Below are 12,819 nucleotides of genomic sequence, written 5' to 3' on the forward strand. Positions count from 1 at the left end.
GAATTGCCGAATTCTAGAGGGTAAGCCGTCCGGCGGGAAGCCCTCTGGGAGGACCCCGAACTGACTCCTTGGTAACAAAACCGTTACCCTTGAAGTTCAACGACCGCTGATGATTGGTATTCCTGTGCGATTGAAGACTGCAGTTTCGCTGGTGCTGCTTGGCCTGCTGACACTGTTGGCCGGCATTGGCCAGCTGACCTTTTGGGCCCCGGCCGAGACCGTAACCGCGTCCGCCCCTGGCGACTCCAAAGCCGCTCCGCTGACGGTGATCACCCAAGACGTGTTGACCCACAAGGGAGGTCCGAGACAGATCAGCGTCAAGGGCGACGGCAAGTTCGTGTTGGCTGTGGGACGTCCGGATGACGTCGACGCGTGGGTCGGCAAGACCGCCCACAACACCATCAACGGCGTCTCCGAGGACGGCAAGTCCCTCCAGCTTGCAGGCACCGACGGCGAAGCAAACGCCCCCTCTCCTGCCGGATCGGACTTGTGGGTGCAAACGGAGAACGCCGACGGACAGCTGGAGTACACCTTCACCCCTCCCGCGAGCGGCAACTGGTCACTCCTTCTGGCGAGCGACGGAACCAAACCGGCGCCGTCGTCGGTCTCCATTACATTCGCCAATGATGCCACCATGCCGTGGGCCGTACCGCTCATCGTCATTGGCGCGATCCTCATTGTCGCGGGTGCGGCGTTGCCGTTCGTCAGCAAGTTCACCAAGGGCCGGGGCGGCCGCCCCAACGGTCCGCGGGGCGGCGTAACCACCGGAAACTCCCCGGAGACCGCCAGCAAAGGCACCGCCGATGAAACCGACAAGGACCCCCTGGGCGAGGACACACCTGCCGGGGACGCACCTGCCCAGGACACCAACAAAGGCACAGCCGCGGGTCCCGCACTTCGTATTTCGCTTGTAGCCGCAGCTGTTGTGACGGCCCTCGTCGGTGGCACCGCGGCAGGTGCCCAAGCGGCCGAGACTCCTTCTCCCTCCGGATCCGCGGCGCCGGGCTCCGGATCCGCGACGGCGAGCCCCGCGGGGACCGCCGGAGCGCAGAACGTCCCCGTCTTGGTGGACGCGCAGCTCAAGCGCATCCTGGACCAGGTCGCCGGCGCCGTGGCGGCCGGAGATGCCGCACGCGATGCCTCCAAACTTGCTCCCAGGGTTGACGGCGCGGAACTGCAGGTGCGCACGCAGAACTATAAAATACGGTCCCAGGTTGCTACTCACGAGGCGCGGATGCCCGTCCGGTCCAGCAAGTTGCTGGGCAGCGTCATCTCCAACCAGCGAACCTGGCCCCGCACTGTGATCGCCCTGACCCAGGGCGATGGCAACGTGGTTCCCCAGGTCCTTACCCTCGTGCAGGCCTCGCCGCGGGAGAACTACAAGCTGAAGAGCACTTCCCCGCTTCAGCCGGGAACGTCCTTCCCGGCGATCCCCTTGGGCGGAACCGCGCAGTTGGCGGCCGGAGACAAGTCCGGGCTGCAGTACAGCGGGACCGAGGCGATGGCAGCCCTGGGCGATCGCTTGACCAAGGCCGATTCGGCATTCAAGGACAAGCTCGTGGAAGGCACCAACTCGCCCTACATAGCCGATGTCCTTGACTACCAGGCGAGCACGGTCAAGTCCGGTACCAACGGCAATTTCACCTTCACGCACACGCCCTCTCCGACGGATACGGCAGTGTTCCGCACCTCCGACGGCGGCGCCGTGGTGGTGGGAAAGCTGAACTTCGATTTCACCAGCAAACCCAAGTCGGATGGAGACACGCTGACCGTGGACAAAGCCGCGGCAGTGCTCGCGGGCGGGGATTCCACGAAAGTCGGCCTTGTGCAGACCTTCTCGGAGTCGGTAGCCGTTTACATTCCGCCGGCAGGCTCGACCGCTCCCATGAAGCTCGTCGCCGCGGTCCGCGGGCTGGTGGGAGCCAGCTTCCAGTAGGCAAATGCTGTCGGCGCAGCGGCTAGAGTGGACGGTATGAGTTCGCCAGGATCCCGTCCCGTCTCTCCAGCCGCTGCCAGCCAGCTCAACCTGCGCGGCGCCGTCGACCTCTCTGCATTGCGGCGCCCTGCGCCGGCGGCACCGAGCGGTGCCCCGGCTGCCTCCGGCGGAAGCCCGGGAAGCGGCCAGCCCCTTCGCGTAGATGCCACCGAGGCCAATTTCCAGGACCTCGTCCAGCTCTCCGCGCAGATTCCCGTCCTTTTCCTCTTGTGGTCCAATCGCTCCTTGGAGGCCTCGACCCTCCTCCATAGCCTCGAAGGCGTCGTCGAAAGCTACGCCGGCAAAGTGGTGCTGGCCGCGGCGGACGTGGACGCGTTCCCGCAGCTTGCGCAGGCATTTCAGGTCCAGGCTGTCCCCACCGCCGTCGCGGTCCTGAAGGGCCAGCCCGTGCCGCTCTTCGAGGGGCCCGCGTCGGACCAGGAAATCCGTGCCCTCATCGATGAACTCCTCAAGGTGGCCGAAGCCAACGGCGTAACGGGCAGCATCGGCGCTGGCCCCGCTGCTGCGGAGGCCCCTCCTTTGCCGCCGCTGCACCAGGCAGCCTTCGACGCCATTGAAGCGGGGGATTACGCCGCCGCCGCCAGTGCCTACCGCCAGGCGCTGGCCGAGAAACCGGCTGACGCCGAGGCGAAGGCCGGACTTGCCCAGGTGGAACTCATGGGCAGGATTGAGCTCCTGACGGCAACGGATGCCGAAGCCATGCGTCAGCGTGCGGCGGAGGAGCCGGACGATATCGAAGTACAGCTCACGGTGGCCGACCTCGACATTTCGGGCGGACACATCGAGGACGCGTTCAACCGCATCATCGCATTCATTGGCCGCAACTTCGGGCCCGAGCGCGAGACGGCTCGTGTGCGCCTGCTGGAGCTGTTCGACGTCGTCGGCATTGCGGACCAACGCGTTGCCAAGGCCCGGCAAGGTCTGGCGCGGGTCCTCTTCTAATGACGCAGCCGGCGTTGTTCAGTCCGCTTCAATTGCGCTCCTTGACGTTGCCGCATCGCGGCTGGGTTTCCCCGATGTGCCAATACAGCTGCTCGCCCGACGGCGGGGGCGGCGTGCCGAACGATTGGCACCTGGTGCATCTTGGAGCGTTTGCCACGGGCGGCGCGGCGCTCATCCTCACCGAGGCGTCGGCCGTCAGCCCGGAGGGGCGGATCAGCCCGCGGGACGCCGGACTGTACACGGACGAGCAAGCGGGCGCCTGGGAGCGGATTGTGGACTTCGTCCACCGCAACAGTGCGGTGGGCGGCAAGATCGGCGTCCAACTGGCGCACGCCGGCCGCAAGGCTTCCACCTATTGGCCTTTCGCGGAAGAGAGCGGATCCGTAGCGGAGTCCGACGGCGGGTGGGTTACCCGCGGCCCCGGAGTCGAGCCCTTCGCCGGGCTTGCAGCTCCTCGCGCCATGAGCGAGGCGGACATCCACGCCGTGATTTCGGATTTCGCCGCGGCGGCCGGACGGGCTGTGGACGCCGGGTTCGACACGGTGGAGATCCACGGCGCGCATGGCTACCTCCTGCACCAATTCCAAAGCCCGCTCATCAATAAGCGCGAGGATTCCTGGGGAGGCAGCGAGGCGGCACGAAACCGCTTGATGCTTGCGGTCGTTGACGCCGTCCGTGCGGTCATTCCGGATTCGATGCCGTTGCTGCTGCGGATTTCCGCCAGTGATTGGGCCGAGGGCGGCATCGACATTGACGCCTCGGTGCGTCTCGCGAGGGCCGCGGCCGAGCGCGGCGTGGACTTGGTGGACGTCTCCAGCGGGGGTGCGGTGGCCCATCAGCGGATCAAGGCCGGCCCGGGATACCAGACGGGATTCTCCGAACAGATCCGGCGCGAAGCGGGAGTTCCCACCGGAGCCGTCGGATTCCTGACATCCTCAGGACAGGCCGAACACACTGTAGCTACGGGCCAAGCCGACGGTGTATTCATGGCACGGGCAGCCCTCCGCGATCCGCACTGGTGGCTCCGCGCGGCATTTGAACTCGGCTTCCCCTTGGATTGGGCGCCGCAGTATCAGCGCGCGGTTCCACGGCACAGCTTCTAGGAGCTAGTCCTTTGGGATGAGGCGGATCCGTAAAAGGGGCCCCGTAGTTCCCCCTCCGGGACGACCCCTGGCACCGCCCCCGGGGCTAGGCTGACTGCATGACTGTCCAGCTTCCCGGTTCCCCTCCCACATCCCCGGTGCCCGCCTTGGCCCTGCGCGGACTGGCGAAACGTTTCGGCGGCAAAATCGCCGTCGACGGCATCAGCCTGGACGTCCCGGCCGGCTCCTTCTACGGCGTCGTTGGTCCCAATGGGGCGGGCAAGACCACCACGTTGTCCATGGCCACCGGGCTCTTGCGGCCGGATTTCGGGACGGCCTACATCCACGGCGTGGATGTGTGGACGAAGGCGCTCGAAGCCAAGAAGCTGATGGGGATACTGCCCGACGGCGTCCGCCTCTTCGACCGCTTGACGGGTGAGCAGCTTGTTACTTACGCCGGCTTGCTCCGCGGCATGGACAGGGACGTCGTTGCCCAAAGGGTGGGAGAGTTGATGGCCGCCCTGGATCTCAGCGCCGACGCTGGCACCCTCGTGGTGGACTACTCCGCCGGCATGACGAAGAAGATTGCCCTCGCGTCGGCGCTCATCCATGCGCCCAGGCTGCTGGTGCTGGACGAGCCCTTTGAGTCCGTGGATCCCGTCTCGGCAGCCAATATCAGGGGAATTCTTGACAACTATGTGGCCTCGGGAGGGACGGTCATCGTCTCGAGCCACGTCATGGACCTTGTGCAGCGCATGTGCGACCACGTAGCCGTCGTGGCTGCCGGCAGGGTCCTCGCCGCCGGTACCGTCGACGAGGTCCGCGATGGCGCCACGCTCGAGGACCGCTTTGTGCAGCTCGTGGGCGGCGGAAACCAGACGGGGGGCCTGGAATGGTTGCGCACCTTCTGAGCCTGAAGTGGCGGCTCCTGCTGAACGGCTTTCGGCGCAGCCCCGGCCAGCTTGTGGGAATCGCGATCGGAGGGCTCTATGCGCTGGGGGTCGTCGCGACCCTCGTGGTGACGCTCGTCGCCCTGCGGTGGGCCGACGCCGAGACGGCCCACACCGCCGTCGTCCTCGGTGGCGCCGCCGCGATCCTTGCCTGGGCAATCGTTCCCCTGATGGCCTCGGCCGCCGATATGACGCTTGACCCTTCCCGCTTCACGACGTCGGCGATTCCCATGCGCCAGCTGCTGGCCGGGCTTACCCTCGCCGGATTCATCGGATTGCCGGGCTTGTCCACGACGATTGTGGCCTTGTTCACTGCGGCCACATGGTGGCGCAGCGTACCGGCGGCGCTCGGCGCCCTGCTGGGTGCCGTGCTGGGCGTGCTGAGCTGCGTGGTCCTGTCGAAAGTCATCACGACGGCGACTGCAAGCCTCGCGGCCTCCCGCCGTTTCAAAGACGTGAGCAGCATTGTGGTCTTTGTGCCACTCGTGCTGATGGGACCGATCGTAGCTGGCGTCTTCAGGGGAGTATCCGGTTCCACGGGCTATCTCCCGGAACTTGCCCGGACGGTCTCCTGGACTCCACTCGGAGCTTCCTGGTCGCTTGGCGGGGATCTGGCGTCCGGAGATATCGCCGCCGCCGGCTCGAAGGCATTGATCGGCCTCGCCACTCTCCTCGTGTTGTTTGCCGCCTGGAATGCGTTGCTCAAGCGGGCGCTGGTCACTCCGCCATATTCGGGTGGATCAAGGAAACGCGGCGGCAAACTTGGCTTGTTCGGACTGCTGCCGGCAACTCCCACCGGTGCCATTGCCGCACGCTCCCTCAGCTACTGGGTCCGCGATCCGCGCTATGCAGCTTCGCTGATGGTGGTCCCGTTGTTGCCCGTGATTTTCCTGTTCCAGTCAGCGCAGTCCGGAAGCTACTCCATGCTGGTGATTCTGGGACCCATGGCCGCCTTTGTGCTCGCATGGTCTATTTCCGCGGATGTCTCCTACGACAACACCGCCTTTGCCTTGCATCTGGCCACCGGGGTCCGCGGCATTCACGACCGGCTCGGCCGGGCCTTGGCCTGCCTGGCATTCGCCCTCCCGGTGGTGTTGATCTTCGCCGTCGGGCCCTTTTTCCTGACCGGCGACTGGGGCTGGTTGCCCGGTGTCCTGGGTCTTTCCCTCGGTGTGCTGTTCACCGGCCTGGGCCTGGCCTCCATCGTGTCGGCACGGTACACGTCCACCGTGCCGTTGCCCGGTGACAGCCCGTTCAAGAAGCCGCCGGGAAACGTTGCCCAGACACTGGCGGTCCAGTTCGGGGGAATGGCAGTCTTGTTCCTCCTCGTCCTTCCGGAGCTTGTCCTGGTGATTGTCCAGTCGGTCACGGGCGATCCACTGTGGGGATGGATCAATCTGGCAATTGGTACGGTTCTCGGAGCGGCATTGTTCGTTGCGGGTGTCCGGATCGGCGGCCGATGGCTTGACCGGCGCGGGCCGGAGCTCTTCGCGCAATTGAGCGTCAACCGTTGATTCCATGAACGACAATGACAAGTTATGGGACATGGGATAACCTCGAGTTTGAACCAGTCGATCCGGGAAACACAGCTAGAAAGGTCGTGGACGATGGAAGTTGTCATCCTTCCGGGAAGCAAGCAGATCGGGGCGCTTGCCGCGGATGCCATCGAGGCGCTGCTCCTCCGAAAGCCGAATGCCGTCCTGGGCCTGGCCACAGGGTCCTCTCCGCTCCCTGTCTACGACGAATTGGCGCGCCGCCATCAGGAAAGGGGCCTCGACTTCAGCCAGGCACACGCCTTCGCCCTTGACGAATACGTGGGGCTCGAGCCTGGCCATCCGGAGTCGTACCGTGAAGTCATCCGCCGTGAATTCACGGACCGCGTCAACATCGACCCCTCCAACGTCCACAGCCCGGACGGTACCGCGGCCGACCTTCCCGCGGCCTGCCAAGCGTACGAGGACTCCATGCGCGAACTCGGCGGCGTTGACTTGCAGATCCTCGGCGTGGGCACCGACGGCCATATTGGATTCAACGAGCCCGGCTCATCGCTCGCTTCGCGGACCCGGATCAAGACGCTGATCGAGCAGACCCGCAAGGACAACGCACGGTTCTTCAAGAGCATCGACGATGTTCCCCACCACGTGGTCACACAGGGTTTGGGAACCATCATGGATGCCCGGCACGTGGTCCTGATCGCTACGGGTGCCCAGAAAGCCCAGGCCGTCAGGGACTTCGTCGAGGGGCCGGTTGCGGCCATTTGCGCGGCATCAGTGCTGCAGATGCACCAGCACGCCACCATCTTGATCGATGAGGCTGCGGCGTCCTCGCTCAAGCTCGCCGACTACTATCGCCACACCTATGACAACAAGCCGAAATGGCAGAGCATCTGACACGGTGCATCTGATCGCGAAGCTGCAGCGGCTAAGATGGATGGCATGACGACGCTGCCTCCGGACCCATTCGAAAACGATCCCATGCGCGAGCTTTCCGGAGCCGGAACTTCCACTGCAACCATTGAGCGCGAGGAATTGCGCCAAGAAGTGGAACCCGGTGACCGGGAGCGTTTCTCGCACTATGTCCGCAAGGAAAAGATCATGGAGTCCGCCCTGACGGGCGAACCCGTGATTGCGCTGTGCGGTAAAGTGTGGACCCCTGGCCGGGACCCGCAGAAGTTCCCGGTCTGCCCCGAGTGCAAAGAAATCTATGAAGGACTTCGCCCAGGTAACGACGGCGGAGACAAAGGCGGCTCGGGCGGCTCCAAGTAGCGAGTAAGCCCCAGTAGTCGGGTATTTCCTGGTAGTAGGCGGGGGAGCGCTTTCCCCTGCCTGTGTGCTGCCCTGCGTGATTCGGCGCATCCGGAACAGATTGGTGTTTTTTGTGGTTATTTGGGTTTCGCTGGCTGCAGCGGCCTTGCTTGGAATCGTTGCTGGTCGGGGGGAATCCGCGTGACTGAAACACTCTTCGGCGGCCCGGCGCTGCCTCCGGCCTATCCGGAACGCGCGGCCTGGGGAACCGCCCCGAAGCTGCGCGCCTGGCAGCAGGAAGCGCTGGACCTGTACTTGAACGCGAGCCCGCGCGATTTCCTCGCCGTGGCAACGCCGGGCGCCGGTAAGACCACCTTCGCCCTGCGGATTGCGTCCATGCTCCTTGACAGCGGAACCGTGAACCGCGTGACGATCGTCGCCCCTACCGACCACCTGAAACGGCAGTGGGCGGACGCCGCCGCCAGGGTGGGCATTGCCATCGATCCGAACTTCAAGAATGCGGACGGCCAGCACGGCAGGGGGTTCGTCGGCGTCGCAGTGACGTATGCGCAGGTGGCCAGCAAGCCCATGCTCCACCGGGCCAAGACCGAGGCAGCCCGCACGCTGGTCATCCTCGACGAAATCCACCACGGTGGCGAGGCGTTGTCCTGGGGCGACGGATTGCGCGAGGCATTCGATCCAGCGGCTCGGCGCCTGGCCCTCACAGGAACGCCTTTCCGTTCCGACACCTCACCCATCCCCTTCGTGGAATACGCCGAAGACCGTGACGGCATCCGCCGCTCGAAAGCGGACTACACCTACGGTTACGGCAATGCCTTGAGGGACCACGTCGTCCGTCCCGTGCTGTTCATGGCGTATTCGGGCCAGATGCGTTGGCGCACCAGCGGGGGAGACGAAATGGCGGCTTCCCTCGGCGAGGCCGCCGTGACCAAGGACATCACCTCCCAGGCGTGGCGGACCGCGCTGAACCCCAGCGGCGAATGGATCCCCGCCGTGCTTGCTGCCGCTGACAAGCGCCTCAGTGAAGTGCGGCGCACCGTGCCCGACGCCGGCGGTCTGGTGATTGCCACGGATCACGACGACGCCCGCGCCTACGCCGGTCAGCTCAAGAAGATCACGGGTCAGTCGCCCACCGTGATCCTGTCCGATGATTCCAAGGCTTCGCACAAGATCGAGGAGTTCACCGCCAGCGACAAGCGCTGGATGGTGGCCGTCCGCATGGTGTCCGAAGGCGTCGACGTCCCCAGGCTTTCGGTCGGCGTCTACGCGACGTCCACCTCCACGCCGCTGTTCTTCGCCCAGGCCGTGGGCCGCTTCGTCCGTGCCCGCAAACGCGGGGAAACGGCGTCGGTCTTCCTGCCCTCCGTGCCACCCCTCATGGCCTTGGCCAACTCCATGGAAGCCGAGCGGGACCACGCGCTGGACCGGCCTGAGAAGGAAGATCCGGACGGCCTCTTCAACCCCGAAGAGAACCTGATGGCTGAGGCCAACCGCGAAGAGAAGGCCTCGGACTCCCTGGAGAAGGGCAAATTCGAGGCCCTCGATTCGCAGGCATCCTTTGACAGGGTGCTGTTCGACGGCGGCGAATTCGGTACGGGAGCCGATATCGGCTCCGAGGACGAACTTGATTTCCTCGGGATCCCCGGGCTGCTCGACGCCGAACAAGTGGGAACCTTGCTCCGGCAGCGGCAGCATGACCAGCAGTCGAGGAAGAAACGCCAATCTCCGTTGGCTGCCGCGGCGTCACCCGCGGTCCCGGACCACCGCATGCTGATGGACCTGCGCAATGAGCTCGCAAAAAACGTCGCGGCCTGGTCGGCCCGTACCGGCACCCCGCACGGCGTCGTCCACAACAAGTTGCGCGAAGTGTGTGGCGGACCGGCAGTCGCGCAGGCGAACGAGGAGCAATTGCAGTCGCGGCTGCGCAAGCTCCAGGATTGGTTCATCGGACGGAAGTAGAACTGCTTGGCAGGGCTCCTGCCCTTAGCGCTGCCCCAGCTCGACGCCGTTTTCTTCCAGTTCCGCGTAGGTCTCGTCAAGATCTTCCGCGATTCCGGCGGTGAGTTCACCGATCACCGTCACCGAGTAGCCCGCCTGCACGGCGTCCAGCGCGGTGGCCCTGACGCAGTAGTCGGTCGCGATTCCCACCACGACGACTTCTTCCACTCCGTGGCTCTGCAGCCAGTCATCGAGCCCGAGGGCGTCCTCGTCCAGCTCGACGGAGGGGACTGCACCGGGCGCGAGTTCGCCCATGGGCACTTCGTCTTCGGGCGCCAGGACTCCTTCGAATCCCGAGTAGGCGGCCGTGTACTGTCCCTTGCGGAAATAGGCCTGGACGTATTCGGCGTCGAGATCCGGGTGGAGCTCCGCGCCCTTGCTCCCGGCGCGGCAATGCGGCGGCCAACTGTCCACGAAGTCCGGAGTTTCCGAAAAATGGCTGCCCGGGTCCACGTGCCAGTCCTGCGTAGCCACGACGTGGTCGAAGTGCTGATGGTTCGCGTCCAGGTATTCGCTGATAGCAGCCGCCGTGGCGGCGCCACCTTCCACGGCGAGGGAGCCGCCTTCGCAGAAATCGTTCTGGACGTCCACGATAATCAGGGCACGGGACATTCAGTCCTCCTCATAGACGGTGGGGATTGCCGGCTCACCGCGCTGCAGCCTGCGCACAACCGGAGGCAATTCGGCCATGGTGGCAGCGTGGCGTTCCTGTGCCCGGACTACGCCCTCGTGTCCGGTCCATCCCGGGAGCAGCTCACCGTTCTTGATGAACTGCTGGAGCAACTGGCGGTCGTTGCCATCGTCTTCCGGGCGATGTCCGATGCCTACGATCTCCTGGGTTGCGATGCCGAGTTCGTTGAGCTTGCGCAGGGCGTATTTGCGGCCGCCCACGCTGGCCTTGTTCTTGGCTACCTTGGCCACGGGAACGAATTCCCCGGCATCGTTGGTCCGGCTGACGAGTTTGTAGACCATGCTGGCGGTGGGCGCTCCCGAACCTGTGACCAGGGAGGTGCCCACGCCGTACACATCCACCGGGGCCGATTGCAGGGCCGCGATCGCGTATTCATCGAGATCCGAGGTGACGACGATCCGGGTGTTGATGTTGCCGAGGTTGTCCAGCAGCTCGCGGACCCATTGGGCTTGGGCCACGAGGTCTCCGGAGTCCAGCCGGACGGCCCCGAGTTTGTCACCCGCGAGTTCCACCGCGGTCCGTACCCCGACCTCGACGTCGTACGTGTCCACCAGGAGCGTGGTTTCCGGTCCGAAGGCGGCGATCTGGGCTTCGAAGGCCTCGCGCTCGGTGTCGTGCAGGAGAGTGAACGAGTGGGCGGCCGTGCCCACGGTCTTGATGCCGTAACGGCGTCCGGCTTCAAGGTTGGAGGTGCTGCCGAAACCGGCGATGACCGCGGCGCGGGCTGCCGCCGTCGCGGACTCCTCCTGGGTGCGCCGGGAGCCCATCTCGATGCAAGGCCGGTTGCCGGCCGCGCTGGTCATCCGGGAAGCAGCAGAAGCAATCGCGGTGTCATGGTTGAGCACGGACAAGATGTACGTTTCCAGGATGCAGGCTTCCGCGAACGTTGATTCGACGATCAGGATGGGCGAGCCGGGGAAGTAGGCCTCGCCCTCCGGATAGCCCCAGATGTCGCCGGAAAACCTGTAGTCGGCGAGGAAGTCCAGTGTTTGCCTGTCAACGACTTTGTGCTGATCGAGGAACGCGAGCTCGGCATCGCCGAAACGGAAGTCCTTGATTCCCTCAAGCAGCCGGCCGGTGCCGGCGACGATGCCGTAGCGGCGGCCGTCGGGCAGGCGGCGGGCGAAGGCCTCGAAGACCGAGCGCCGGTGCGCCGCGCCCGAATGGAGGGCGGCTTCCAGCATTGTCAGCTCGTAGTGATCGGTATACAACGACGTGCGGGGGTGGTCCCAGGCGACGGATCTACTCACGAATTCACTCTAGTCCCCACCGCCTCCCACGTCTCGCTTCGCTCAACGCGGGGCCCTCGGCGGTGTGGGCCCACCCACCGCCTCCCACGTCTCGCCGTCATTAGCTCGCGCATCCATCACCATTAGAATGGACAGATGACCACTACCGTCGCCCCCGGCATTTATGCAGCCACCTGCACAGTGACAGACGCAGGCTTAAAGGGAGAAGAACGGACGGACATCTCGGAGCAGTCGTCCACCGACCTCCTCAGTGCTGCTGATATCCCTTGGAACCTGGTGGTCTGGAACGACCCCGTCAATCTCATGAGCTATGTGAGCTACGTGTTCCAGAGCTACTTCGGCTATTCCGAGGCCAAATCCAACAAACTCATGCTCGAGGTCCACAAGAAGGGCCGTTCCATCGTGGCGCACGGAGGCAAGGAACAAGTGGAGCAGCACGCGGTTGCCATGCACGGCTACGGTCTGTGGGCAACGGTTGAAAAGGCAAGCAGCAGCGGCGACGGCCGGGGACGCAAGGGCGGCGCACGTGGCTAAGGCTTTCAAGTACGGACTCAAGGGCATCACCGGCTATCTTGAGCCCGCCGAGCGCGAACTCCTGCGCGGACTCGTGGATGATGTCATTTCGATGCTGGAACCGGAGCTGTCCAGCAACGAAGATCCCCTGACGGCTTTGATCGGCCTGGATATGAACGTCAAGGAACCGTCCGATCGCGCCCTTTTGCGGCTCTTGCCGAACGTCATGAAGAATGACGACGCCGCGTCCCTCGAGTTCCGCCAGCTCACCGAGCGCTCGCTGCGGGAAGGAAAAATCGGCGCCCTTCGAGCCGCTGCCATGGGCCTGGACCGCAACGAGCTCGTCCTCACCCCGGAGGAGGCGAAGCTCTGGTCCATGGCCCTCAACGATGTTCGTTTGGTGCTGGCGGAGCGCCTCGATATCCGCGACGAAGCGGATGCCGACCATGTCCATGCCATGCAGGACTGGTCCCAGGCCGAAGACGTGGAGAGCTACCTGGCGCTCGTCTACAACTTCACCACGTGGCTCCAGGAATCGTTGGTCCAGGCCATGATGGCCTCGATGGACCGGAAGCCCTGAGTGGGGCTTGTGGGCGTCCGTGTGACAAAACAGACACGAGGCCCCCGCCACA

General features: G+C 64.8%; 12 protein-coding genes. 10 read left to right on the top strand and 2 right to left on the bottom strand.

The genetic code is table 11. The features are described from left to right. Nucleotides 1–109: 109 nt before the first annotated feature. The 8 genes from AC1DJB_RS02885 to AC1DJB_RS02920 all read left to right on the top strand — a co-directional run bounded on the left by AC1DJB_RS02885 (nt 110) and on the right by AC1DJB_RS02920 (nt 9,694). Entirely contained in the window at nt 110–1,936 is a 1,827-nt protein-coding gene (locus tag AC1DJB_RS02885) for a DUF8094 domain-containing protein (protein ID WP_441437143.1), read from the top strand. A 36-nt stretch (nt 1,937–1,972) separates the two neighbouring features. Further along, nucleotides 1,973–2,938 (top strand): tetratricopeptide repeat protein, encoded by a 966-nt coding sequence (locus AC1DJB_RS02890; protein WP_284988403.1) that lies wholly within the window; start codon nt 1,973–1,975, stop codon nt 2,936–2,938. Continuing rightward, a complete protein-coding gene (locus AC1DJB_RS02895) occupies nt 2,938–4,041 on the top strand; it encodes an NADH:flavin oxidoreductase/NADH oxidase (protein ID WP_441437142.1) in 1,104 nt (367 codons plus the stop codon). The genes AC1DJB_RS02890 and AC1DJB_RS02895 overlap by 1 nt, the downstream gene beginning before the upstream one ends. A 98-nt stretch (nt 4,042–4,139) precedes the next feature. Next, nucleotides 4,140–4,931 carry an ABC transporter ATP-binding protein gene (locus AC1DJB_RS02900; protein ID WP_441437141.1) on the top strand — a complete coding sequence of 264 codons (792 nt, stop codon included), beginning with the start codon at nt 4,140–4,142 and terminating at the stop codon, nt 4,929–4,931. Further along, a complete protein-coding gene (locus AC1DJB_RS02905; RefSeq protein WP_441437140.1) occupies nt 4,913–6,484 on the top strand; it encodes an ABC transporter permease family protein in 1,572 nt (523 codons plus the stop codon). Before AC1DJB_RS02900 ends, AC1DJB_RS02905 begins: the two co-directional genes overlap by 19 nt. A gap of 93 nt (nt 6,485–6,577) precedes the next feature. Continuing rightward, on the top strand, nt 6,578–7,360 hold the full coding sequence (gene nagB / locus AC1DJB_RS02910; protein ID WP_059387621.1) for a glucosamine-6-phosphate deaminase: 783 nt from the start codon (nt 6,578–6,580) through the stop codon (nt 7,358–7,360). 36 nt (nt 7,361–7,396) lie between these two features. Then, complete coding sequence (locus AC1DJB_RS02915; RefSeq protein WP_059387622.1) at nt 7,397–7,735, top strand: DUF3039 domain-containing protein; 339 nt, start codon at nt 7,397–7,399, stop codon at nt 7,733–7,735. Between the two features lie 180 nt (nt 7,736–7,915). Next, the gene (locus AC1DJB_RS02920; RefSeq protein ID WP_284988399.1) at nt 7,916–9,694 is read left to right on the top strand and encodes a DEAD/DEAH box helicase; all 1,779 of its coding nucleotides are present in this window, start codon (nt 7,916–7,918) and stop codon (nt 9,692–9,694) included. Between the two features lie 24 nt (nt 9,695–9,718). On the opposite strand, the gene AC1DJB_RS02925 is transcribed toward AC1DJB_RS02920, so the two are convergent. Both AC1DJB_RS02925 and AC1DJB_RS02930 read right to left on the bottom strand, forming a co-directional pair. Then, a complete protein-coding gene (locus AC1DJB_RS02925; protein ID WP_059390254.1) occupies nt 9,719–10,345 on the bottom strand; it encodes an isochorismatase family protein in 627 nt (208 codons plus the stop codon). After that, nucleotides 10,346–11,674 (bottom strand): nicotinate phosphoribosyltransferase, encoded by a 1,329-nt coding sequence (locus AC1DJB_RS02930; protein WP_284988398.1) that lies wholly within the window; start codon nt 11,672–11,674, stop codon nt 10,346–10,348. A 135-nt stretch (nt 11,675–11,809) separates the two neighbouring features. On the opposite strand from AC1DJB_RS02930, the gene clpS reads away from it, so the two are divergent. Both clpS and AC1DJB_RS02940 read left to right on the top strand, forming a co-directional pair. Further along, nucleotides 11,810–12,208, top strand: a complete 399-nt coding sequence (gene clpS / locus AC1DJB_RS02935) for an ATP-dependent Clp protease adapter ClpS (protein WP_059387623.1) — start codon at nt 11,810–11,812, stop codon at nt 12,206–12,208. Further along, complete coding sequence (locus AC1DJB_RS02940) at nt 12,201–12,767, top strand: DUF2017 domain-containing protein (protein WP_284988397.1); 567 nt, start codon at nt 12,201–12,203, stop codon at nt 12,765–12,767. The genes clpS and AC1DJB_RS02940 overlap by 8 nt, the downstream gene beginning before the upstream one ends. Nucleotides 12,768–12,819: the final 52 nt, after the last annotated feature.

The sequence above is a fragment of the Arthrobacter sp. 01T428 genome (assembly GCF_056398685.1).

Coding starts and splice junctions, on each gene's coding strand:
- AC1DJB_RS02915 (WP_059387622.1), top strand. CDS start 7,397: ATGGATGGCATGACGACGCTGCCTCCGGACCCATTCGAAAACGATCCC.
- AC1DJB_RS02890 (WP_284988403.1), top strand. CDS start 1,973: ATGAGTTCGCCAGGATCCCGTCCCGTCTCTCCAGCCGCTGCCAGCCAG.
- clpS (WP_059387623.1), top strand. CDS start 11,810: ATGACCACTACCGTCGCCCCCGGCATTTATGCAGCCACCTGCACAGTG.
- AC1DJB_RS02895 (WP_441437142.1), top strand. CDS start 2,938: ATGACGCAGCCGGCGTTGTTCAGTCCGCTTCAATTGCGCTCCTTGACG.
- AC1DJB_RS02925 (WP_059390254.1), bottom strand. CDS start 10,345: ATGTCCCGTGCCCTGATTATCGTGGACGTCCAGAACGATTTCTGCGAA.
- AC1DJB_RS02905 (WP_441437140.1), top strand. CDS start 4,913: ATGGTTGCGCACCTTCTGAGCCTGAAGTGGCGGCTCCTGCTGAACGGC.
- AC1DJB_RS02900 (WP_441437141.1), top strand. CDS start 4,140: ATGACTGTCCAGCTTCCCGGTTCCCCTCCCACATCCCCGGTGCCCGCC.
- nagB (WP_059387621.1), top strand. CDS start 6,578: ATGGAAGTTGTCATCCTTCCGGGAAGCAAGCAGATCGGGGCGCTTGCC.
- AC1DJB_RS02885 (WP_441437143.1), top strand. CDS start 110: ATGATTGGTATTCCTGTGCGATTGAAGACTGCAGTTTCGCTGGTGCTG.